At 64.1% G+C, this 21,534-nt stretch carries 20 protein-coding genes; 5 read left to right on the top strand and 15 right to left on the bottom strand.

All coding sequences use genetic code 11. The features are described 5' to 3' along the window. Window positions 1-29: 29 nt before the first annotated feature. Window positions 30-401, bottom strand: coding sequence for a hypothetical protein (locus BGRAMDRAFT_RS19380; protein ID WP_006050508.1), 372 nt, complete (start codon window positions 399-401; stop codon window positions 30-32). A gap of 497 nt (window positions 402-898) precedes the next feature. Here BGRAMDRAFT_RS19380 and BGRAMDRAFT_RS19375 point away from each other — a divergent pair, with 497 nt between their 5' ends. Next, window positions 899-1,660, top strand: coding sequence for a phytanoyl-CoA dioxygenase family protein (locus BGRAMDRAFT_RS19375; protein ID WP_006050507.1), 762 nt, complete (start codon window positions 899-901; stop codon window positions 1,658-1,660). Between the two features lie 80 nt (window positions 1,661-1,740). On the opposite strand, the gene BGRAMDRAFT_RS19370 is transcribed toward BGRAMDRAFT_RS19375, so the two are convergent. Further along, window positions 1,741-1,947 (bottom strand): DUF3185 family protein, encoded by a 207-nt coding sequence (locus BGRAMDRAFT_RS19370; protein WP_006050506.1) that lies wholly within the window; start codon window positions 1,945-1,947, stop codon window positions 1,741-1,743. A gap of 210 nt (window positions 1,948-2,157) precedes the next feature. Here BGRAMDRAFT_RS19370 and mgrA point away from each other — a divergent pair, with 210 nt between their 5' ends. Further along, entirely contained in the window at window positions 2,158-3,201 is a 1,044-nt protein-coding gene (mgrA, locus tag BGRAMDRAFT_RS19365) for an L-glyceraldehyde 3-phosphate reductase (RefSeq protein ID WP_006050505.1), read from the top strand. Window positions 3,202-3,279: 78 nt separating this feature from the next. Here mgrA and BGRAMDRAFT_RS19360 read toward each other — a convergent pair whose 3' ends face one another. Beyond that, a complete protein-coding gene (locus BGRAMDRAFT_RS19360) occupies window positions 3,280-3,465 on the bottom strand; it encodes a hypothetical protein (RefSeq protein ID WP_006050504.1) in 186 nt (61 codons plus the stop codon). 325 nt (window positions 3,466-3,790) lie between these two features. After that, on the bottom strand, window positions 3,791-5,056 hold the full coding sequence (locus tag BGRAMDRAFT_RS19355) for an MFS transporter (RefSeq protein ID WP_006050503.1): 1,266 nt from the start codon (window positions 5,054-5,056) through the stop codon (window positions 3,791-3,793). 430 nt (window positions 5,057-5,486) lie between these two features. Between BGRAMDRAFT_RS19355 and BGRAMDRAFT_RS19350 the strand changes: the two genes are divergently transcribed. The 3 genes from BGRAMDRAFT_RS19350 (at window position 5,487) to BGRAMDRAFT_RS19340 (ending at window position 7,857) form a co-directional block, all read left to right on the top strand. After that, the gene (locus tag BGRAMDRAFT_RS19350; RefSeq protein ID WP_006050502.1) at window positions 5,487-5,699 is read left to right on the top strand and encodes a hypothetical protein; all 213 of its coding nucleotides are present in this window, start codon (window positions 5,487-5,489) and stop codon (window positions 5,697-5,699) included. Between the two features lie 96 nt (window positions 5,700-5,795). Continuing rightward, complete coding sequence (locus tag BGRAMDRAFT_RS19345) at window positions 5,796-6,821, top strand: serine/threonine protein kinase (protein WP_006050501.1); 1,026 nt, start codon at window positions 5,796-5,798, stop codon at window positions 6,819-6,821. Between the two features lie 295 nt (window positions 6,822-7,116). Next, the gene (locus BGRAMDRAFT_RS19340) at window positions 7,117-7,857 is read left to right on the top strand and encodes a PepSY-associated TM helix domain-containing protein (protein ID WP_006050500.1); all 741 of its coding nucleotides are present in this window, start codon (window positions 7,117-7,119) and stop codon (window positions 7,855-7,857) included. A 55-nt stretch (window positions 7,858-7,912) separates the two neighbouring features. On the opposite strand, the gene BGRAMDRAFT_RS19335 is transcribed toward BGRAMDRAFT_RS19340, so the two are convergent. The 11 genes from BGRAMDRAFT_RS19335 to BGRAMDRAFT_RS19285 form a co-directional block, all read right to left on the bottom strand. Next, on the bottom strand, window positions 7,913-8,935 hold the full coding sequence (locus BGRAMDRAFT_RS19335; protein ID WP_006050499.1) for an XdhC family protein: 1,023 nt from the start codon (window positions 8,933-8,935) through the stop codon (window positions 7,913-7,915). After that, complete coding sequence (locus BGRAMDRAFT_RS19330) at window positions 8,908-9,516, bottom strand: CoxG family protein (protein WP_006050498.1); 609 nt, start codon at window positions 9,514-9,516, stop codon at window positions 8,908-8,910. The genes BGRAMDRAFT_RS19335 and BGRAMDRAFT_RS19330 overlap by 28 nt, the downstream gene beginning before the upstream one ends. Further along, window positions 9,507-10,769: a vWA domain-containing protein gene (locus BGRAMDRAFT_RS19325; RefSeq protein ID WP_044021450.1), complete on the bottom strand. Its 1,263-nt coding sequence runs from the start codon at window positions 10,767-10,769 to the stop codon at window positions 9,507-9,509. The genes BGRAMDRAFT_RS19330 and BGRAMDRAFT_RS19325 overlap by 10 nt, the downstream gene beginning before the upstream one ends. A gap of 64 nt (window positions 10,770-10,833) precedes the next feature. After that, window positions 10,834-11,721 (bottom strand): AAA family ATPase, encoded by an 888-nt coding sequence (locus tag BGRAMDRAFT_RS19320; RefSeq protein WP_006050496.1) that lies wholly within the window; start codon window positions 11,719-11,721, stop codon window positions 10,834-10,836. 102 nt (window positions 11,722-11,823) lie between these two features. Further along, window positions 11,824-12,621, bottom strand: coding sequence for an FAD binding domain-containing protein (locus BGRAMDRAFT_RS19315; RefSeq protein ID WP_006050495.1), 798 nt, complete (start codon window positions 12,619-12,621; stop codon window positions 11,824-11,826). 22 nt (window positions 12,622-12,643) lie between these two features. Then, on the bottom strand, window positions 12,644-15,031 hold the full coding sequence (locus tag BGRAMDRAFT_RS19310; RefSeq protein WP_006050494.1) for a xanthine dehydrogenase family protein molybdopterin-binding subunit: 2,388 nt from the start codon (window positions 15,029-15,031) through the stop codon (window positions 12,644-12,646). A 10-nt stretch (window positions 15,032-15,041) separates the two neighbouring features. Continuing rightward, a complete protein-coding gene (locus BGRAMDRAFT_RS19305; protein ID WP_006050493.1) occupies window positions 15,042-15,596 on the bottom strand; it encodes a (2Fe-2S)-binding protein in 555 nt (184 codons plus the stop codon). A gap of 1,092 nt (window positions 15,597-16,688) precedes the next feature. Then, complete coding sequence (locus BGRAMDRAFT_RS19300; RefSeq protein WP_006050492.1) at window positions 16,689-18,080, bottom strand: amino acid permease; 1,392 nt, start codon at window positions 18,078-18,080, stop codon at window positions 16,689-16,691. 235 nt (window positions 18,081-18,315) lie between these two features. Continuing rightward, complete coding sequence (gene rqpR, locus BGRAMDRAFT_RS19295) at window positions 18,316-18,972, bottom strand: response regulator transcription factor RqpR (protein ID WP_006050491.1); 657 nt, start codon at window positions 18,970-18,972, stop codon at window positions 18,316-18,318. 10 nt (window positions 18,973-18,982) lie between these two features. Further along, complete coding sequence (locus tag BGRAMDRAFT_RS19290; protein ID WP_006050490.1) at window positions 18,983-19,873, bottom strand: sensor histidine kinase; 891 nt, start codon at window positions 19,871-19,873, stop codon at window positions 18,983-18,985. 418 nt (window positions 19,874-20,291) lie between these two features. Beyond that, window positions 20,292-21,062, bottom strand: coding sequence for a ferredoxin--NADP reductase (locus BGRAMDRAFT_RS19285; protein WP_006050489.1), 771 nt, complete (start codon window positions 21,060-21,062; stop codon window positions 20,292-20,294). Window positions 21,063-21,534: the final 472 nt, after the last annotated feature.

Raw genomic sequence — 21,534 nt, 5'->3', positions numbered from 1 at the left:
GGTTTTTTATTTGGCGCTCGTGGTGGCTCCTAGCGGCTCGCGAAAGCGAACGCGAACCAGCCCGTGCTGCCGTTCGTCGACATACGACGCGGGCGGCGGCTCGTGCTTTGCGACGGCACGGCAACCGGCGCGCGCTGCGCTGCGGTCAGGCGCAGCGGCGTCGGCTTGCGCAGCAGCGTGCGCAGTGAGAAGCGGCGCGAACCGCCCCGCGTGCGCAAGGCCGAGAAGAATGTGTTGAACCAGGTGCGAATGCCGTCGACGGCCTTCGTGTCGCGCCACTGTTCGCCCAAGGCGCGTGTGCGCGTGGCGTGATGACGCAGCGCGCGCACGACATGGCGGCGCGCCGGACGGGCGGCTTTGAGGGCGGCTCGGGTAAAACGTGTGCTCAGAAGAGTATGCATGGCTTCACAAGTAGGCAGCGTGTCGCGCGACGAAATGTGCGCCCAATAGCAGCACCAAGCGTGCCAATGGCGGTCTCGCGATAGATGGTTCGGGAGCCCGGAATCCGGTGGAAAACTGCGCGGCGGGGAACTGCGCCTTGGGCTTCATGGCCCGTGGGACGCGAAAACAGACGGGAATAGCGATCAACATGCGTGCAGGCTACACGTGATTCATGACGTCTGAAAGTCGGTTTTTACCCTGCGGATGAGGGTTCATACGTAGTTCGCAGAGCGGCAAAGGACAAGCGCACACGGGTTTCGCGGACCCTCTTCATGCACGTTACCGTGCGTGCCCGCACAGCCCGCGTGCGTCCGCAAGCCGCATGCCGCCTGCAAACAGTGCGCGGCATTGCGGACCTGCATCAACTTCATGTCGACGCGCGACGGTGAAACAGCACGCGGTATGATCGCGCCCGTTTTACAATCGAAGATCGGTTAGTCGACGGTCACGGATCACCATGTCACTCCATTCGAAGAAAGAGCAGATTCACACGTTGCGCGAGCAGGGTTTTGTCGTCGTGCCGGGTCTCGTGTCGGCCGAGCGTTGCGAGCAGATGAAGCAGATCGCGCAACGTCAACTTGAAGAAGCCGCCGCGCCGATCGAGTTCGAAGCGGATCTGCAATATCCCGGCGCGCCGTCGTCGAAACTCGCGCCCGGCGGTCATACCGTGCGGCGTTTGCTCGACGCCTACGGCCGCGATCCCAGTTTCGCGCAATGGGCGACCGCGCCCGAGATTCGCGGCTGGATGGAGTTGTATTTCGGCGAGGAGCCGCGCCTGTCGCGCGCGCATCACAACTGCATGATGACCAAGCACCCGGCGTACGGCAGCCTGACCGGCTGGCATCGCGACGTGCGTTACTGGTCGTTCGAACGCGACGATCTCGTTTCGGTGTGGCTTGCGTTGGGCGACGAAACCGTCAACAACGGCGCGCTATGGCTCGTGCCCGGCTCGCACAGCGCGCCATTCACCGGCGATCGTTTCGACGACGCCAAGTTCTTCCGCTCCGATCTGGAGGAAAACCAGGCGTGGATTCGCGCGGCCGTTTCGCCCGAACTGAAAGCCGGCGACGTGGTGTTCTTCCACTGCAATACGCTGCACTCGGCGGGCAAGAACTTGAGCAACCAAGTGAAGTTCTCGCTCGTCTACACCTATCACGGCGCGAGCAATGTGCCGTTGCCCGGAACGCGGTCGGCCGCGAAGCCTGAAATTGCTTTCTGATCCGACGATTCACTAGCGCTTTGTGACGGCGCCAAACGCACGCGCGAGAGCGTTTAACCCTGGCGCCGCCGCTTAGCCGGCTAGCGCTTGCGTCCCGACAAAGCCATGCCCGTAATTCCCGCGAGCGTCGCCACGACGCCGCCGACAATCAGCATGATCGCCTTGTTCGTCGGCGAACCCGTAAAGACGCGCGAGACGTCGCTGCTCACCGAATTGAATGCCTGTCCGCCGAAGTACAGCAGCAATACGCCGCCGACAATCAGCGCAATCGAAATTGCCTTCGCCATTGAATGCTCCCTAAGCCTGGTCGGCGAAAGTGTAGGGGACCTGCAAGCACTCGTCCATCCTGCATGGCGGGCGTCTGCACGCATCGCGTCGATTGGCTACCATAGCGGTCTCGCCGCCTATAAAAACAGATCGCAGCAGCACGCCTCCCGCAGAATGCGCTTGCCCATGCCCGAGATCACCGGGCGACATCATCATCAAGGACACTAGCAATGGCTTACGAAGCAGCTTCAGAACGCTATTCGGACATGCAGTACCGCGTGTGCGGCAAGACGGGTCTCAAACTTCCCGCGCTGTCGCTCGGCTTGTGGCACAACTTCGGCGACACCACACCGCTGTCGACGCAGCGCGAAATTCTGCGTACCGCCTTCGACCTCGGCATCACGCATTTCGATCTCGCCAACAACTATGGGCCGCCGTACGGCAGCGCGGAGACGAACTTCGGCCGCCATTTCAAGGACGACTTCAAGCCGTATCGCGACGAACTGCTGATTTCGTCGAAGGCGGGTTGGGACATGTGGCCGGGTCCGTACGGACAAGGCGGCGGATCGCGCAAGTATGTGCTCGCGAGTCTCGATCAGAGTCTCAAGCGCATGGGCCTCGACTACGTGGACATTTTCTATTCGCATCGCTTCGACGCTAACACGCCGCTCGAGGAAACCGCGGGCGCATTGGCCAGCGCCGTGCAGCAGGGTAAGGCGCTGTACATCGGCATTTCGTCGTACTCGGCAAGCAAGACGCTCGAAATGGCGAAGCTGCTCGCCGAATACAAGGTGCCGTTGCTGATTCATCAGCCTGCGTACAACATGCTGAATCGCTGGATCGAACGTGAGTTGCTCGACACGCTCGAACAGGTCGGCGCGGGCACGATTGCGTTCACGCCGCTGGCGCAGGGCCTCTTGACCGGCAAGTATCTGAACGGCGTGCCGCAAGACGCGCGCGTCAACAAGCCGGGCGGCGGATCGCTGAAGCAGGAACATTTGAGCGAGCAGAACATCGAGCACGTGCGCAAGCTGAACGACATCGCACAGCGTCGCGGACAAAGCCTCGCGCAAATGGCGCTTGCCTGGGCGCTGCGCGATCCGCGCGTGACTTCGGTGCTGATCGGCGCGAGCCGCGCGGAGCAGGTGCGCGAAAACGTCGGCGCGTTGAAGAACCTCGCGTTCTCGAAGGAGGAACTCGCGGAGATCGATCGTTACGCGACTGAAGGCGGCGTCAATCTGTGGGAGAAACCGTCGACGGATCAGGCGATCTGATTCCGGCGACGCTGCCGCCTTGCAAACGAACAGATCAACAGATGAAGAGAAAGCCGCCGCACAGGCGGCTTTTTTTCGCTAGACGAGCGCGGGCAAGCCTTCGACCAGCACGACTGCGAAGACGACGCCGAGCAGCGCGCCCAGCACGCGCAGCGCGTTGTGCCGCAACTCCGTCTTGCAAGGCAGCGCGCCCACGAACAATGCCCCGGCAAGCGCCATCGGAATGACCAGGATGAAGTCGCCAATCGTGAAGTAGGTCGTCATACTCGTCTCCTGTTGTATTGGCCGCGTGTGGCCGCCAAACAGCAGCTCTGTTCAAGAGCCGTGCACTGCCAACGCTCGATTTGAGTATAGATGACGCCTGAAGCGGCGTAGCCGCGTCCACGAGCTTCGCGACGCTTATTCGCAGGCCGCAGAAGCCAACGCCTGCAAGGCTCGCGGCGCTTGTGGCGGCGCAGCAAAATACGCTGCAAAAAGTGAAGCGTTTGCTTACGCACCCCTTACTTTTTATCGATTTTCGATGCGATGTGAATCGTTGGCGCGGTCGGCGAGCGCCTCGCGGCCAAGTCGCGTTCGAGTCGTGTTCGACTCAGCCGTGAGCCGAGTCGAGCCGCTGCAATCTGAACGCCGCCAGCAGACCGATCACGAGCAGCGCGGCAACGAGTCCGGCGACGCCGCTCCATCCGTATCCGGCCCACATATGGCCGCCATATGAGCCGATCACGCTCGAGCCGATGTAATACGCGAGCAGATAAAGCGCGGCCGCCTGGCCCTTGGCTTCTTTCGCGAGACGCCCGACCCAGCCGCTCGCGACAGCATGTCCCGCGAAGAAGCCGAACGTCACGCATGCAATGCCGCCGACAATCGCCGCAAGCGCGCTCAGCATCGTGAGCGCGAGCCCCACGCCCATCAGCAGAAGACTCGCGCTTAGCACGCGGGCGCGCCCGAACGTATCGGCCATGCGCCCCGACCACGGCGACGCGATCACGCCCGTCAGGTAGACGACGAAGATCGCGCCGATCTCCGTTTGACTCAGGCGATACGGCGGCGCGAGCAGCCGGTAGCCGATGTAGTTGTACAGCGTGACGAAGCTGCCCATCAGCACGAAGCCGAGCAGGAACAGCAACGGCAAGCCCGGCCGCGTGAATTGCCGCAGCAGCGCGCTGCGATGATGCGTGAAGCCGAGCCCGCGCCGCGGCACGAAGTGACGCGACGGCGGCAGCAGCGCGCGAAACGCGAGCATCGACAGAATGCCGAGCACGCCGATCGTGCCGATCGCGACGCGCCACGAAAACAGATCCGCGACCACGCCGGTAATCACGCGCCCCGCCATTCCGCCGATCGCGGTGCCGCCGACATACAGCCCCATCGCGAGGCCCAGACCGTCGGGGTGAACTTCTTCCGCGAGATAGGCCATCGCGACGGCCGGCACGCCGCCGAGCGCGAGTCCTTCGAGCGCGCGCAACACGAGCAACTGATGCCACTGCGGCGCAATCGACACGCCGATGGTCAGCAACGCGGAAGCCGTCAGCGACATCGTCATCAGCTTGTGACGGCTCCAGCCTTCGGAGACAAAGCCCGCGGTGAAGATGGAAACGGCGAGCGCGGCGGTCGACAGCGAAACGGTGAGGCTGCTTTGCGCAGGCGTCACATTGAATGCCGACGAAAACGACGGCAGCAGCGGCTGCACGCAATACAGCAACGAGAACGTGGCATAGCCGGCAAACAACAAGGCGATGCTGGCGCGCCAATAGGCACGAGTGCCGCGTTCGAGGTAAGAGAGGTGGGGAGCGTTGGGCACGGCAAAGACGAAGAAAGACGAAAGCGGAAAAGGCGGAAGTGCAAACGGCCGCATGATCGAAGCGTTCTAAAGCATCAGCCGGTCATGGTCATGGTCATGTCCATTGCCACGATCACGGCCGCTATTCGCGGCACGCCGCGCATGCAAAGCAGTTAAGGATACGCTGAAAATCGCGCCCTGGTGTGCGAGCGCTGCGCGCGTTGCGCCGACGCTCCGCGTTTTTGATCTCCGCGCCCAGCAGGGTTTATGATGGTCTCGTTGCGATGCGCGCGTCGCAACGAATCGAGCGAAACGACGGGCGAAGCGCCCCGAGTTCCGGCTTTCAAGGGCCCCGCAAAACGGGAACAATGACGAGATGCTCTCACGCGTATTCACGCGCAGCAGTTTGGGTGCGTACGCAACGTTACCGGCGAAGCGGCGCTTTTATCATCACCTTGACCGGCATGAATCCAGAAAGCCGGCTATGGGAGAACGGGGAAACATCATGCAAATCGGTTCCATTGTCCGATCGGTGCATATCGCCGTGCCGCAAGGCGCGCGCGGAATCGTCATGCGCATTCTCGGCGACATGGCCATGGTGGCGTGGTACGCCGGCGAGCCCGGCGCTTCGCCGCAACTGAACACCGAACCCTTTTTCCTCGAAGACCTTATCGACACCGGCGAACTCGTGCGTCCGTCAAGCGCGCAGATGCATTGAAGCGGTTGCGGTTTCGCGCGTCTGCCGCTATCTCGCAGACGCGCGCCGCGAACCGGGCCACTCGTCTTTGACGGCGGCGCGGCGCACAATGCGGGCATGAACGACATTCTCGATCCACAGGACGGCGCCGCGCGCGCTGTGCCTTTCGCCCGGCTTCAGCCGGAAGTCGTACTCGACGCGCTCGACAGCGTGCTCGGCTCCGTCGGCGTTCGCACCGACGGGCGCATGCTGCCGCTGAACAGCTACGAGAACCGCGTGTATCAGGTGGGCGTCGAAGACGGGCCGCCCGTGGTCGCGAAGTTTTATCGCCCGGAGCGCTGGAGCGACGCCGCCATTCTCGAAGAACATGCGTTCGTCGCCGAACTTGCGGCGCGCGAAATTCCCGCCGTGCCTGCGCGCACGTTCGAGGGCCGCACGCTGCATACGTTCGACGGCTTCCGCTTTTCGATTTTCGAGCGCCGCGGCGGACGCGCGCCCGATCTCGACCGTCGCGATACGCTCGAGTGGCTCGGGCGTTTTATCGGGCGGATTCATGCGGTCGGGCAGACGCAAAACTACACGGAGCGTCCCGCGCTCGACATCCAGACCTTCGGCTATGAGCCGCGCGACTTTCTGCTCGCGCACCGCTTTCTTCCCGACGACGTGCGCGGCGCGTGGGAAACCGTCATCAATCTTGCGCTGGAAGGCGTCGAACGCGCCTTCGAGCGCGCGGGCGAGATTCGCATGTTGCGAATGCACGGCGACTGCCATCCGAGCAACGTGTTGTGGACCGACGCGGGCCCGCATTTCGTCGACTTCGACGACAGCCACATGGGTCCGGCCGTGCAGGACTTGTGGCTGCTGCTGCCGGGCGAACGCGCCGAGGCGTCGCGCGCACTCACCGACCTACTCGCCGGCTACGAAGACTTCTGCGACTTCGAACCGCGCGAACTGCATCTGATCGAAGCGCTGCGCACGCTGCGGCTCATCCACTATCAGGCATGGCTCGCGCGACGCTGGGACGACCCCGCGTTTCCGGCCGCGTTCCCCTGGTTCAATACGCAGCGTTACTGGGAAGACCGCATCCTCGAAATGCGCGAGCAGCTCGGCGCGATGCAGGAAGGGCCGCTCTGGCCCGTGTGAACGTGTGAACGTGTGAACCGAAGCGCCGACGCCACATTCCCGGCACGCCGCGATTGAGCAAACGCATCAATTGTGTAATGATAGCCATTCTCAATTGAAGGGCGTCGCCAGCTTCCTGTCACATTTCTCCTCCTCTGTGACTGCCAGCCAGCCTCTCAATGGGCGGCTGCCGAGCGCAAGCCGGAGCCGTCCGCTTTCTCCTTTTTCGAATTCCTTCGCTGCCGGTTTGCGAGCGCGCGCGTGCTGTGCGCGTGCGCCCCGGCGGCGGCTTAACCTGCTGCACCGGAGCATGGATGTGAACGCGCCTGACTCGATCGATATGAAACCCGCTGCCGATGGCGCCACGCGCTACGTCGCGCATGACGAGCCGCCGGGCCGTCATTTGATGGACGGCGCCGAGCAGGCGGCGCGGCGTCAGCGTTCGCGGCGCGCGAACTTTATCAAGTGGCTGCGCAAGGTGCATGGATGGGTCGGCCTGTGGGGCGCGGTGCTCGGACTGCTGTTCGGCGCGACCGGCTTTCTGCTGAACCATCGCGCGGGCCCGATGAAGGTGTCGACGGGGCAGCCGCAGGTCGAGGAATTGCAGATGGCCGTGCCCGACAAGCCATTCCATTCGCCGATGGACATGGCGAAGTGGCTCAAGGGCGAGCTGAAAATAGACGGCAAGCCGGGCCGGATGAAACGCGAACCGGCGCATCCAGTGGCGTGGGGCGATCAGAGCACGATTCAGCCGGAATTCTGGCAGGTGGCATTCGCCGCGCCGACGCAGAACGTGCAGGCCGAATACTGGGTCGGCAATGGTTTCGTCGCCGTGAAGCGCACGCAAAACACCTTTCTCGCGACGATGACGAACCTGCACAAAGGCGTGGGCCTGAGCATCGGCTGGATGCTGCTGGTCGACACGATTGCCGGCTCGCTGATCCTGCTTTCGCTGACGGGCGTGCTGTTGTGGACCGAGTTGAACAAACGACGCGTGGTGGGCGTGGTGCTGGTGGGCGGATCGATCATCGCCGCCGTGGTGTGCGGCTTGGTGTAAGCATGCCGACGCGCGCCCGACGCTCGCAGCGCGCGACCCAGCACCCGACACTAGCCTACGCGCTGCAGGCCGCTCCGCCCGACGCCGCGATTTCCCGCGCGGCCTTTGCGCCCTCCACCTGAAGCAGTGTCGGCAGCGAAACGCCGTTTTTGGCCGCCGTCACTTCCGCGAGAATCGACACCGCAATTTCAGGCGGCGTCCGGCTGCCGATATAAATGCCCACGGGCCCATGCAAACGGGCCAACTCGGTCTCGCTGAGATCGAATTCCTTCAGCCGTTCGCGCCGCGCCTGGTTATTGCGCCGCGAACCCAATGCGCCGACATAGAACGCCGGCGTCTTGAGCGCTTCCATCAATGCAAGGTCGTCGAGCTTCGGGTCGTGCGTGAGCGCAATCACCGCGCAGCGTTCGTCGAGCTTCATGTCGAGCACGGTGTCGTCGGGCATGGTCCGCACGATCTTCGTGCCGGGAATGCTCCACTCTTCCGTGTACTCTTCGCGCGGATCGCAGACCGTCACCTGATAATCGAGCCCCACGGCAATGTTGCACAGATAGCGCGACAACTGTCCCGCGCCGATCACGAGCATCCGGTAACGCGGGCCGTGAATCGTCAGAAGACGCTCGCCGTCGAAGTGCACGCCGTCGGTCGCGAGCGCCTTGCCGAGCTGCGCCTTGCCGCTCGTCATGTCGAGCTCGCGCGCGACAAGCCGTCCTTCTTCCACCGCATGACAGAGGTCGGCGATGCCGCTCTGCGGCGTCAACGGTTCGAGCACCAGTTGAATCGTGCCGCCGCAAGGCAACCCGAAGCGATGCGCTTCTTCGGCCGTGATGCCGTATTTCACCGCCTCGGGATGCGTCTGTTCGATGCCCCTTTGCCGCACGCGATCGATCAGATCGTCTTCGATACAGCCGCCCGATACCGAGCCCACCACGAGTCCGTCGTCGCGCACCACGAGCATCGCGCCCTCGGGCCGCGGCGACGAGCCCCACGTCTTGACCACTGTCACCAGTAGCGCGCGATGTCCTTCCTCCAGCCAACGTGCGCTGGACTTCAGGACTTCGAGATCCACGCTGTCCATGATTTCTTCCTCTTCGTTGCATCGCCACCGGACTCGCCTTCCTCGGCGTCGGTCGATGCAGTATTGTGCCCCGCCGCGTCGGCGGCTGCAGCGTCCGGAACATTGCCGGCGTCGTCGGCTTCGGCGGCACTTGCATTGTTTCCGCCGACCTGGGCGCTAAAGCGCTTGAAGAATTCGCCGGCGATCTTGCGCGCCGCGCCGTCGACGAGCCGCGAGCCTATCTGCGCAAGCTTGCCGCCGACCTGCGCGCTCGCCGTGTAGCTGAGCTTGGTCGCGGCGTCGCCGTCGGCTTCGAGCACGACGCGCGCGTTGCCCTTCGCGAAGCCGGCCGCGCCGCCCTGGCCTTCGAACACGATGTTGTATGAAGTTGGCGCGTCGATGTCGGTCAGCTGCATGCGTCCTTTGAAGCGCGCTTTAACCGGCCCGACCGCGGCGCTCAGCGCGACGAGATACGCATTTTCGCCGTCCGGGTCGATGCTTTCGCAGCCGGGAATGCACGCGCGCAAAACCTCGGTGTCGTTGAGCGCGTCCCACGTGCGCTGCTGCGAAACCGGCAGCGTATGAGTTTCGGTCAGTTCCATGAACTTGCTCCTGCGGTTGGCGTGGCAAGAACGCGCGGACGCGGCGCGCGCGTGAGTTGCGCGAAGTCGTGGCCGAACGCGGCCAGGCTCTCGAGATTATGAACGGGGCGATGGGCGTCGACATACGGCAGGATCGCCAGCACGCCGCGCGCCTTCGGAGAAAAGCCGCTGTAACGCAGCAGCGGATTGAGCCATACGATGCGATGCGCGAAGCGGCGCAAGCGCGCCATTTCGGTGTCGAGCACGTCGATGGCTTCGTGATCGAGTCCATCGGTCACGAGCAGCACGCTCGCGCGCCCGGCGAGCACGCGCCGCGCCCAGCGTCGATTGAATTCGGCGAGCGCCGCGCCGATGCGCGTGCCGCCCGACCAGTCGACAACCTGCTCGGTCAGCGCCGCAATGGCCACGTCGGGATCGCGCTCGCGCAGCGCGCGCGTGGCGTTCGTGAGCCGCGTGCCGAACAGGAACACCTGCAAGCGTTCGCGCGACTGCACGAGCGCATGGCAGAAATACAGCACCGCGCGCGAATAACTGCTCATCGAGCCGGAGATGTCGAGCAACAGCACGAGCGGCGGCTTGCGTTCGACCACCGCGCGATACTTCCACACGGTCCAGTCGCCGCCCGCGCGCACGGCCTGGCGCGCGCTCGCGCGCAAGTCCGCGTGCGTGCCGTGCGAGGCGGCCTTCAGGCGCCGCGTCGGTTCCTTCGCGAGCGGCAGGCGCTGAGCGCGAATCAGGTGACGCAGCGTGCGCCATTCATCGGCGGAAAGGGTGTCGAAGTCGCGATGACGCAGCCGCTCTTCCGCGCTGAACGTCGCGTGCGCGCGCAGTTCGTGCTGCTCGGTTTCTTGCGGCTTGTGCGTATTCGGCGACGGCGGCGCGCGGACCGCGAGCGCGTCGGCGAGACGGTTGTTGCGTTTGGGCGGCGGCAGGCCGTCGCGGACTTTCGGCAACAGCAGCGCGCGCAATTTGCCTTCCCAATCGGGATCGCGCCAGAAGAGTTCGAACGCGGCGTTGAACAGATCGCGTTCGTCGGGCGCGGAGACGAGCGTTGCGGCGAGTGCGGCGCGTACGTCGTCGCGGCGGCCGAGGTCGATCCAATGCAGAGCGGCGAGCGCGTCGACGGCATGCGCGGGCGACATCGGCAAACCGGCGCCGCGCAACACGCGCACGAAATGCACGACGTTGCGGGCAAGCGTGGGCGTGTCGTTGGTTAGCGATGCGGTGGGGGCTGAGTTCATGGCGTCCGTCATGCGTTGAACGCGCGCGGTATCGGCGTCTCCGATGCTGTCAACGCGAGTTGGCGTCGTCATGCCGCTATCCCGGCGCGGCGAGACACTGCGCGATCTGCTCGGCGTCGACGCGCGCGAGGTCGTCTTGATACTTCAGCAGCACGCCAAGGGTGTTCTGCACCGATTGCGGATCGAGTTCCGTCACCGAAAGCGCTTCGAGCGCACGGCACCAGTCGATCGTTTCTGCGATGCCCGGCGCCTTGAACAGATCCATGCCGCGCAGCCGGTGCACGAAATCGACCGCACGCCGCTGCAATTCCGCCGACGTCGCGCTCGCGCGCGCCGCCACGATCTCAAGCTCGCGATCACGCTCGGGATAGCCGATCCATTGATAGAGACAGCGGCGCTTCAGCGCGTCGTGCACTTCGCGCGTGCGGTTCGACGTCATCACCACGAGCGGCGGCACGGCCGCACGCACGGTGCCGTACTCGGGGATCGACACCTGGAAGTCGGACAGCAGTTCGAGCAGAAACGCTTCGAACGGTTCGTCGGCGCGATCGATCTCGTCGATCAGCAGCACGCGCCGCGCGCCCGGATGGTTTTCGTCGGGCATCAGCGCTTGCAACAGCGGGCGCTTCAGCAGAAATTCGCCGCGATACAGCGTGTCGTTATCGGGACGCTCGCCGGCGGCTTCGGCGAGACGCAGCGCCATGATCTGCCGCGGATAGTCCCACTCATACAGCGCGCTCGCGGTATCGAGTCCTTCGTAGCATTGAAGCCGCAGCATCGACGTGCCGAGCATGCCCGCCGCTGCTTTGGCGAGTTCGGTTTTGCCGACGCCCGGCTCGCCTTCGACGAACAACGGACGCTCCATGCGCAACGCAAGGTACAACGCCGTCGCCAGTTCGCGGCTCGCGAAATAGTTTTGCGCGGCGAGTTGCGCGAGGGTGTCGTCGATTGAAGCGGGGTGCATGGCGTTCCTGAATCTGCGCGGTCAGCGACGCGGGTGAGCGAATGCGGCCGACCTGAGCGTGCCGTTCAACATCTCAAGGCCGGCCGGACATGCAAAGGATCGCTAACTATTCGCCTTCGCCACCGCTCGCGCGGCGAGCACCGGAATCAGATGCGCGCGATACTCGGCGCTCGCGTGCATGTCGTCGTTCAGATTCGCGGCGGACAGGCTGACGGCACGCGCGGCCTCGGGCGTGAAATTTGCCGACAACGCGCTTTCCAGTTCGGGCACGCGAAACACCGAAGCCGCCGCGCCCGTCACCGCGACGCGCACGCCGCTTGCGAACTTCGCGACGAACACGCCGACGAGCGCGAAATGCGACGCGGGGTTGCGAAACTTTTCATAAGCCGCGCGCTCGGGCACCGGAAATTCGACGCCGACGATTAGTTCGTCCGGTTCCAGCGCGGTCTCATACATGCCCACGAAAAATTCGCTCGATGCAATGCGCCGCCGTTGCGTGACGATGGTCGCGTCCAGACCCATTGCCGCCGCCGGATAACAGGCGGCCGGATCGTTGTTGGCGAGCGACCCGCCGAGCGTGCCGAGCGCGCGCACCTGCCGGTCGCCGATATGCGCGGCCAGTTCCGCGAGCGCCGGCAACACGCGCCGCAGTTCCGCGTGTTCCGCGACATCGGCGTGACAGACGGCCGCGCCGATCTTCACCGTGTTGGCGTCGACGGCGATCGACTTCAGCGCGGGAATGCGCGTGACGTCGATCAGTTGCGACGGCTGCGCGAGACGCAGCCGCATGGTCGGCAAGAGGCTCTGCCCGCCGGCGAGAAACTTCGCCTCGCTGTCGGCGGCGATGGCCGCGGCGGCCGCTTGCGGGTCCGTCGCGCGTTGATACTCGAATGAATACATGTCGAATGCTCCGCTCAGGATCTCAATGGGCTGCCACGTTGGCCGCGTGAATCGCCGACCACACGCGATGCGGCGTGGCCGGCATTTGCAGATCGGTCACGCCGAGTGGCGCGAGCGCGTCGATGATTGCGTTAATTACCGCCGGCGGCGAGCCGATCGCGCCCGCTTCGCCGCAACCTTTGACGCCGAGCGGATTGTGCGTGCACGGCGTGCCTTTCGCGGTTTCGACGGTGAAGTCGGGCAAGTCCGACGCGTGCGGCATCGCGTAGTCCATATACGAGCCGGATAGCAACTGACCGCTTTCGTTGTCGTACACGCAGCGCTCCAGCATCGCCTGTCCGATGCCTTGCGCGAGGCCGCCATGCACCTGGCCTTCGACGATCATCGGATTGATTACGTTGCCGAAGTCGTCGACGGCCGTGAACTGCTGGATCTCGCACACGCCGGTATCAGGATCGACTTCGATCTCGCAGATATACGCGCCCGACGGATACGTGAAGTTGCTCGGATCGTAGAACGCGCTTTCCTCGAGGCCCGGTTCGAGCACTTCGAGCGGATAGTTGTGCGGCACATACGCGGCGAGTGAAATCTCGGCGAATGCCTTGGTTCGATCGGTGCCCGCAACGCGGAACACGCCGTTCTTGAACTCGATGTCTTCCGCCGCGGCTTCGAGCAGATGCGCGGCGATTTTCTTCGCCTTCGCTTCGATTTTGTCGAGCGCTTTCATGATCGCCGAGCCGCCGACTGCGATCGAGCGCGAGCCGTACGTACCCATGCCGAACGGAATGCGTCCGGTGTCGCCGTGCACGATCTCGACGCTATCGAGCGGAATGCCGAGCCGGTCTGCGACGACTTGCGCGAAGGTCGTTTCGTGCCCCTGGCCGTGACTGTGCGAGCCGGTGAACACGGTGACCGAGCCGGTTGGATGCACGCGAATCTGTCCGACTTCGAAGAGGCCCGCGCGTGCGCCCAACGCGCCCGCAATGTTCGACGGCGCGAGACCGCACGCCTCTATATAGCAGGAGTAACCGAGACCGCGCCGCTTGCCGTTCTTCTCCGATTGCTGGCGGCGCGCTTCGAAGCCTTTGACATCGGCGAGTTCGAGCGAGCGCGCGAGGATCGTTTCATAGTCGCCCGTGTCGTACGTGAGGCCGACCGGCGTCGCGTACGGAAATTCGCGGATGAAGTTGAGGCGGCGAATCTCGGCCGGGTCGATCTTCATCTCGCGCGCGGCGGTTTCGACGAGACGCTCGACCACGTAGGTTGCTTCGGGACGACCCGCGCCGCGATAGGCATCGACGGGAACGGTGTTGGTGAAGACGGCTTTGACCTCGGCGTAAATGGCGGGCGTCGCGTACTGGCCGGCGAGCAGCGTCGCGTACAAGATGGTCGGCACGCTCGAGGCGAACGTCGACAGATACGCGCCCATGTTCGCAATGGTGTGAATGCGCATCGCGAGGAACTTGCCGTTGGCGTCGAGCGCGAGTTCGGCTTTCGTTACGTGATCGCGGCCATGCGCGTCCGAGAGAAAAGCCTCCGAGCGCTCGGCGGTCCACTTCACCGGACGGCGAATTTTCTTCGACGCCCACGTTAGCGCGACGTCTTCGGCGTAGAGAAAAATTTTCGAACCAAAGCCGCCGCCGACGTCCGGCGCAATCACGCGCAACTTCGACTCCGGCAGCGACAGCACGAAAGCGGCCATTAGCAGGCGCTCGACGTGCGGATTCTGATTCGCGACGTAGAGCGTGTAGCTGTCGTCCTGCGGCGAGTAGTTCGCGTTGACCGCGCGCGGTTCGATCGCGTTCGGCACGAGGCGGTTATTGACGATGTCGAGCGTGGTCACGTGCGCGGCTTTGGCGAACGCGGCGTCGGTCGCGGCTTTGTCGCCGTGGCCCCAGTTGTAGCAGACGTTGTCCGGCACTTCATCGTGAACGGCCGGCTGACCGGCGTCGGCTGCGTGCGCGGTGTCGACCACGGCGGGCAGCACGTCGTAATCGACTTCGATCAGTTCGGCGGCGTCTTTCGCGGCCTTGATCGAATCGGCGATGACGAGCGCGACCTGGTCGCCGACGTGGCGCACTTTCGTATGCGCGATGACCGGATGCGGCGGCTCGTTCATCGGCTTGCCGTCGGTGCTGTGGATCAGCCAGCCGCACGGCAGGCCGCCGACGTTTTCCGCGGCCATGTCCTTGCCGGTGAAGATCGCGACGACGCCCGGCGACTGCCTGGCCGCGGTCGTGTCGATGCTGTTGATCCGCGCGTGCGCATACGGCGAGCGCAGAAACACCGCGTAGGTTTGCTGCGGCAGCAGGATGTCGTCGGTGTACTGGCCGTTGCCCGTCAGGAATCGGTAGTCTTCCTTACGTTCGACGGAAGCGCCGATCAGGTTGTGAGTGTCGGGTGCGTTCATCGTCGGCTCCTCAGGCGGTGGCTTGCGCGGTGGCGCTTGCGTTCGCGTTTGCATTGGCGTTTGCAGTCGCGTTTGCGTCCGCGTTAGCCGCGCCCGAGGACTTCATGCCTGCGGCGCCTTCGAGCACGGCTTTCACGATGTTGTGATAGCCGGTGCAGCGGCACAGATTGCCGTCGAGTTGCGCGCGGACGTCGTCGCCGGTGAGATTGGGCTGACGTTCGACGAGCGAGATTGCGCTCATCACCATGCCGGGCGTGCAGAAGCCGCATTGCAGGCCGTGGCAGTGTTTGAAGGCTGCCTGCATCGGATGCAGCGCGCCGTCTTTGGCGAGACCTTCGATGGTGGTGATGCGCGCGCCGTCCGCCTGTGCCGCGAGGATGTTGCACGATTTGATCGCGCGGCCGTCGAGGTGGACGGTGCACGCGCCGCACTGGGCCGTATCGCAGCCAACGTGCGTGCCGGTGAGTCGGAGTTGATCGCGAAGGAACTGAACAAGCAGGGTGCCGGGCTCGACTGAAGCGCTGATGGGCGCACCGTTCACCGTCAGACTAATGCTGATCGCCATGAAGTCGTCTCCTGATGGGGGGAAACCGGACCGCTTTTGTTTTGCCTTCAGCCTGCTGCTCGTTCGCGAGGTCCGATTAGGGTGCTGCGGTTTTTTATGAGTCTGCCGAAAAGTAAAGCACAAATTGGGCGGGGGCGCTATGGGGGTTGTTTTGCCTTTCGGCGCTTTTTTTAACACCCTTGGCCTTTCCTTGATTTCGCTGTGGTCTATTCGCGTTGCCCCTGTGCGGGGCGGCACTCACTTTCTTTGCCGCCGCAAAGAAAGTAAGCAAAGAAAGCGGGCTTACACCGCCAGCTTTTAGATGGGTCCACCGGTTCGGAGACGGCAGTGGCGCGTCTTACATCCGTGTCCTCGCGCATTCGGCGCTCGTGACAAGGCAGTCATGCTTCCCGCCTCGCACTGCGTGCTCGCCGGAAGGGTTCGCTTACACCGTCCGCTTGCGTTTTTTCGCGGTGGGGGCCATCGGCTTCGCCTCGGCGAGGCGCACTCGAAGGCAATAGTTTTGCCTGGCGGGAATCTAAATGCCTGCGTTGCAATCGCGCTTTTGACGAACGCGGCGGCGGAGCCAGAAGAGCGCGAAGCGCAGCGACGGTCCGCGGCGCGGGGAACCGCAGAGTCCCCGCGACGACTCGCGGCCCGCGACACGGCCGAACGCGCGATGGTTTTGGGAACGACCGCTGCGGCGCGCGAAGCGTCGCCGGAAGAATGACTGCCTTGTCACTAACGCCGAATGCGCGAGGACACGGATGTAAGGCGCACCACTGCCCACTCCGAACTGGGGGAGCCATCTAAAAGCTGGCGGTGTGAGCCCGCTTTCTTTGCTTACTTTCTTTGCGGCGGCAAAGAAAGTGAGTGCCGCCCCGCACAGGGGCAACACAAATAGACCAAAGCGAAATCAAGGAAAGGCCAAAGCGAGCCAGTGGGACCCATTTATAAGCCACCGGTGTGAGCCCGCTTTCTTTGCTTACTTTCTTTGCGGCGGCAAAGAAAGTGAGTGCCGCCCCGCACAGGGGCAACGCGAAATAGACCACCGCGAAATCAAGGAAAGGCCAAGGGGGTTACTAACAACAACAACAACAAAAACCCCTGCCCTCATCGGGCCAAATGCGACCGCCTCCTCGAATACCCAAAATAAATCCCCATCCCCACCACCAACCAAACCAAAAAAGCCACCCAGGTAATAGCCTGCAAATTCACCATCAAAAACAGACACGAAGCGACAGCCAGCACCGGCACCACCGGCACACCAGGACACCGGAACGCGCGCGGCAACTCCGGATGCGTCCTACGCAAAACCAGCACCGCGATCGACACCATCGAAAACGCCGCCAACGTGCCGATGTTGATCAGCTCCGCCAGCACATTCAACGGCACCAGCGCTCCAATGAGCCCGAAGAAAATGCCGACGAGCCACGTCGTGAAGAACGGCGTCGCAAACCGCGGATGCACACGCGAAAGCCGTGCAGGCAACAAACCATCGCGCGACATCGCGAAGATCACGCGCGTCTGTCCGTAAGCCATCACGAGGATCACGGTCAGCATGCCGAGCACCGCGCCAAGATCGATGAAGCCCGCCACCCACGGCTGACCCGCAACCTGCAACGCATACGACACCGGATGCGACACGTTCGCGAATTGCGCCGACGGCACGATGCCGGTCACCACAGCGGCCACCGCGACATACAACACCGCGCATACGCCAAGCGACGCGATGATGCCGATCGGCAAGTCGCGCTTCGGGTTTTTCACCTCTTCGGCGGCGGACGACACCGAGTCGAAGCCGATGAACGCGAAGAACATCACCGCGGCCGCGCCGAACACGCCGTTCCAGCCGTTCGGCATGAACGGGTGCCAGTTCGCCGGCGTCACATGAAACACGCCGACCGCGATCACGAGCAGCACCACGGTCACCTTGATCGCGACCATCACGTTGTTGATCCGCGCCGACTCGCGCACGCCGACCGACAACAGCGCGGTGATCGCCATCATCACGAGGAACGCGGGCAGATTGAAAAGCGTTTCATGGCCGGGCAACGCGCCCGGCGCCGCCGTCAGCGCGACCGGCAACGACACGCCGAAACCGGACAGCAGCGATTGTAGATAACCGGACCAGCCCACCGAAACCGCGGACGTCGCGAGCCCATATTCGAGCATCAGATCCCAGCCGATGATCCACGCGGCCAGTTCGCCGAGCGTCGCGTACGAATACGTGTAGATGGAGCCCGCGACCGGAATCGTCGATGCAAATTCGGCGTAGGCGAGCGCCGCGAAACCGCACGCGACGGCCGCAATCAGGAACGAGATCATCAGCGCCGGGCCGGCGTGCACGGCGCCCGTGCCGGTCAGCACGAAAATGCCGGTGCCGATAATGGCGCCGACGCCGAGAAACGTCAGGTCGAGCGCACCGAGCGCTTTCTTCAGGCCGGCGTTCTGGGCGCTCGTCGCGAGCATGTGCTCGACGCTCTTCTTGCGGAACAGGGACATTGGCGGGGGTCTCCAGTAGTGCACGCGTGTCGCGCGCCGAATGTCGGGAAACCCGCGATTTTAGCGGATGCGCGCGCATGCAACTTTTTGGGACGCACTAAAAAGACGGGACTCTGGATACGCGGCGCTGGCGTGACCGAGCGGCATCGCAGCGGCATTCCAGCGGCATTCCAGCGGCATTCCAGCGGCAACCCGGCGGCAACCCGGCGGCATCCGACCTGCCGCAGCCGCCAGCTTACCCCGCCATCGCCGGATTGAGGTCGACGAGCCGGTTGCTCATCACATAGAAAGTGAGTTCGGCGTTGTTGCGCAGCTTCATCTTCTCGAGCAGGCGCGTGCGGTACACGCTCACCGTTTTCACCGACAGCGACAGCGCCTCGGCAATGTCGGTCAGCCGTTTGCCTGACGCGAGCATGCACAGGGTCTGGTATTCGCGGTCGGAGAGCTTTTCGTGCGGCAACTGCTCGCCGTCGAAGGAGACATAATCGGCGAGCGCCTCGGCCATCGCCGGGCTCACGTATTTGCGGCCGGCCGCGACCTGCTGGATCGCGCCGATCATCTGCGCGGCGTCGACGGTTTTGGACAGGTAGCCGGCGGCGCCAGCCTTCAGCGCGCGCACCGCGTACTGATCCTCGCGATACATCGAGAACATCAGCACCGCCACGCGCGGCGCCTTGCGCTTCAGGCGCTTGAGCACTTCGACGCCGTTCATGTCCGGCAGCGAAATGTCGAGCAGCACGACGTCGAAACTGTGGGCCGCGACGGCGTCGAGCGCTTCGGCGCCGGTCTGCGCCTCGGTGACCTCGCGTGCGACGCCGCGATCCAGCAGCAACTGGCGCACGCCCTGGCGAACCACGGCGTGATCGTCGGCGAGCAGGATGCGCAGGCTCATGACGGCTCGCTCACGATTGCAGCGCGCGCAGGCCGCCGCCTGGCTGCGCGTCGGCGAGCATCGCGTCCCACGCGAAGCGCGCGCGCACGAGCGTGCCGCGCGGGCCTTCGGTATCGCTGCGTTGCGCCGGCTTTTGCGCCGGGTTTTGCGCCAGCGGCTGGCCGCCGCGCCGGGCGCTCACGCTCAGCGTGCCGTCGAAGGCCGCACAGCGCGCCTTCATCCCACTCAGCCCGAAATGCCCGTGTCTGCGATGCGCGTGGCGCGAAACGCCGACGCCGTCGTCGCTGACGATCAGCGTCAGATGACGACGGCTGGTTTCGATCCGCACGTCGGCGGATTCGGCGCGCGCGTGCTTGGCAATGTTGTTCAGCGCTTCCTGGGCGACCCGGAACACGGCGAGCGCGGCGTCGGCGGATAGGCGCGTGAGACGCACGTCGGCCGCGCAGACGAAGCTCGTGCGCAACTGCGTGCGGGCGGCGAAGTCGCCGGTCCACTGGGCGAGCGCGCCGACGATGCCGGCTTCGAGCGCCGGCGCATGCAGTTCGGCCACCGCCTGCCGGGTCGCGGCGCAAACGGCGTCGAGCGAGCGGTTGGCGACGGCGAGCGCGGCCGAGCATTGCGCCGGAGCGTCGGCGGGCAGCCAGGTTTCCACGCCGGCGAGCGCGAAGCGCGTCGCGGTCAATTCGGCGCCCACGCCGTCATGCAGTTCGCGCGCGACGTGACGGCAGGCCGCTTCCTGCGCCCGGACCAGTTCGGCGGAAAGCTCCCGCACGCGCGAGCGCAGGCGAGCCAATTCGCGTTCCGCCGACGCCGACGCCGCCGCGCGGCCCGCGTCTTCGGCGGCGCGCGGCAATAAGGCCGAAGCATGGCTGGTGAAACGGACGACAGTCGACGTATCCATGACTTTCTCTCAGAAAGCGGCGCGGACGGCGAAGCGGTGGCGCATCGGCGCCGCGAAGACGAAAGAGCGCATCAGGTCTCGGGCCTCCAATATGGCCGCATCGGATGACTACGACGGGCAGATGACTACGCAGCAACGTAACGAAATTTACATTCAGTAACAACCGGGTCGTGCCATGAGCGGCAGTGAAATCGCCCGGCGGCGCGCCGCGATCATATCCCAAAAAAGAAAAAGATGCAGGCCCACCAAGGCTTAGCGGCATTAGTTCACGTAACGCCTGACATGCCGCTCATGCCGTTCTGTAGGAAGATTGCCGACAGAAAATGTCAAATATCCGGCGCCCAATTGTAACGGCGAAAAAAAAGGAGCCAGAAGGCTCCTTTTCCCTGGTTTCGCGGCGCGAGCCGCGAAAAATCGCTTAACCGACGAACGCCTTTTCGACCACATAGTGGCCCGGCTCGTTGTTGCTGCCTTCCTGGAACCCCAGGTCGTCGAGCAGCTTGCGCGTGTCGCGCAGCATGTGCGGGCTGCCGCAGAGCATCACGCGGTCGTTTTCGAGCGAGAAGCCCGGCACGCCCAGGTCGGCGAACAGCTTTTCCGTCTCGATGAGTTCGGTGATGCGGCCGCGGTTCTCGAACGCTTCACGCGTGACCGTCGGGTAATACAGCAGCTTTTCCTGCACCAGTTCACCGAGATGCTCGTGCGCCGGCAGGTGGTCGGTGATGTATTCCTTGTACGCCAGTTCGTCGACGAAACGGCAGGTGTGCGTGAGGACCACGCGCTCGTAGCGGTCGTAAATGTCCGGATCTTTGATGATCGACATGAACGGCGCGAGGCCCGTGCCGGTGGACAGCAGCCACAGCGTCTTGCCGGGCAGCAGGTTGTCCGCCATCAGCGTGCCGACCGGCTTCTTGCCGATCAGCACCTGGTCGCCCACTTTCAGATGCTGCAAACGCGACGTGAGCGGGCCGTCCTGCACCTTGATGCTCAGGAATTCGAGATGTTCTTCGTAGTTCGCACTCGCGAGGCTGTACGCGCGCAAGAGCGGCTTGCCGTCGACTTCGAGGCCCACCATCGTGAACTGGCCGTTTTCGAAACGGAACGACGGATCGCGCGTGCAGGTGAAGCTGAAAAGCGTATCGGTCCAGTGATGGACGCTCAGGACGGTTTGTGAATTGAGGTTGCTCATGGCTTCTTGGATAGTGCGAAAACAAAGGCGGCCAGTCGTTGGAGCCGGCCGGCACGGCAAGGGCGATGCTGCGCTCACCCGCGGGCGGAATGGCGCGCAATCCGTTATTTTACCGCGCCCGCCGCCAGCGGGCCGAGACGCGGCGATGGGGCGCGAAAAGCGAATCAAACAGCGAATCAAGCGGTCGAGCGGCGGTGATCAACCGGCGTTCGTCGAACTCATCATGCGGATTTCCGGCCGAAGAGCGCGGCGCCGGTTTTCGCTGGGTCCGCCGGGTCCGATTACGACCGGCGACGGGCAGCGCCAGGCGTGCTTGCCGCCGCGCGTCACCAAGGGTACGGCGATGGACGAAGGCCGCGCGGGGCGGCTGCCACCGGCTGTCCGGCTCGCGCCGGGTAGGCGCGCCGCGCGGGCAACATTTTCAGGATGATACAGAAAGCTGCCGTGCGGCGCAGCATAGACCCTGCCAATA

The sequence above is a fragment of the Paraburkholderia graminis C4D1M genome (genome assembly GCF_000172415.1).
In the GTDB taxonomy this organism is placed as follows: Bacteria; Pseudomonadota; Gammaproteobacteria; order Burkholderiales; family Burkholderiaceae; genus Paraburkholderia; species Paraburkholderia graminis.
This window is presented reverse-complemented; position numbering and strand designations above follow the sequence as displayed.

Excerpts from the sequence above, each read along its gene's own strand:
- mgrA (WP_006050505.1), top strand. The coding sequence starts at position 2,158 with ATGGCTTACGAAGCAGCTTCAGAACGCTATTCGGACATGCAGTACCGC.
- BGRAMDRAFT_RS19285 (WP_006050489.1), bottom strand. The coding sequence starts at position 21,062 with ATGAGCAACCTCAATTCACAAACCGTCCTGAGCGTCCATCACTGGACC.
- BGRAMDRAFT_RS19315 (WP_006050495.1), bottom strand. The coding sequence starts at position 12,621 with ATGTATTCATTCGAGTATCAACGCGCGACGGACCCGCAAGCGGCCGCC.
- rqpR (WP_006050491.1), bottom strand. The coding sequence starts at position 18,972 with ATGAGCCTGCGCATCCTGCTCGCCGACGATCACGCCGTGGTTCGCCAG.
- BGRAMDRAFT_RS19310 (WP_006050494.1), bottom strand. The coding sequence starts at position 15,031 with ATGAACGCACCCGACACTCACAACCTGATCGGCGCTTCCGTCGAACGT.
- BGRAMDRAFT_RS19380 (WP_006050508.1), bottom strand. The coding sequence starts at position 401 with ATGCATACTCTTCTGAGCACACGTTTTACCCGAGCCGCCCTCAAAGCC.
- BGRAMDRAFT_RS19375 (WP_006050507.1), top strand. The coding sequence starts at position 899 with ATGTCACTCCATTCGAAGAAAGAGCAGATTCACACGTTGCGCGAGCAG.
- BGRAMDRAFT_RS19350 (WP_006050502.1), top strand. The coding sequence starts at position 5,487 with ATGCAAATCGGTTCCATTGTCCGATCGGTGCATATCGCCGTGCCGCAA.
- BGRAMDRAFT_RS19355 (WP_006050503.1), bottom strand. The coding sequence starts at position 5,056 with ATGCGGCCGTTTGCACTTCCGCCTTTTCCGCTTTCGTCTTTCTTCGTC.
- BGRAMDRAFT_RS19360 (WP_006050504.1), bottom strand. The coding sequence starts at position 3,465 with ATGACGACCTACTTCACGATTGGCGACTTCATCCTGGTCATTCCGATG.
- BGRAMDRAFT_RS19290 (WP_006050490.1), bottom strand. The coding sequence starts at position 19,873 with ATGGATACGTCGACTGTCGTCCGTTTCACCAGCCATGCTTCGGCCTTA.
- BGRAMDRAFT_RS19330 (WP_006050498.1), bottom strand. The coding sequence starts at position 9,516 with ATGGAACTGACCGAAACTCATACGCTGCCGGTTTCGCAGCAGCGCACG.
- BGRAMDRAFT_RS19320 (WP_006050496.1), bottom strand. The coding sequence starts at position 11,721 with ATGCACCCCGCTTCAATCGACGACACCCTCGCGCAACTCGCCGCGCAA.
- BGRAMDRAFT_RS19305 (WP_006050493.1), bottom strand. The coding sequence starts at position 15,596 with ATGGCGATCAGCATTAGTCTGACGGTGAACGGTGCGCCCATCAGCGCT.
- BGRAMDRAFT_RS19370 (WP_006050506.1), bottom strand. The coding sequence starts at position 1,947 with ATGGCGAAGGCAATTTCGATTGCGCTGATTGTCGGCGGCGTATTGCTG.
- BGRAMDRAFT_RS19300 (WP_006050492.1), bottom strand. The coding sequence starts at position 18,080 with ATGTCCCTGTTCCGCAAGAAGAGCGTCGAGCACATGCTCGCGACGAGC.
- BGRAMDRAFT_RS19335 (WP_006050499.1), bottom strand. The coding sequence starts at position 8,935 with ATGGACAGCGTGGATCTCGAAGTCCTGAAGTCCAGCGCACGTTGGCTG.
- BGRAMDRAFT_RS19345 (WP_006050501.1), top strand. The coding sequence starts at position 5,796 with ATGAACGACATTCTCGATCCACAGGACGGCGCCGCGCGCGCTGTGCCT.
- BGRAMDRAFT_RS19325 (WP_044021450.1), bottom strand. The coding sequence starts at position 10,769 with ATGACGGACGCCATGAACTCAGCCCCCACCGCATCGCTAACCAACGAC.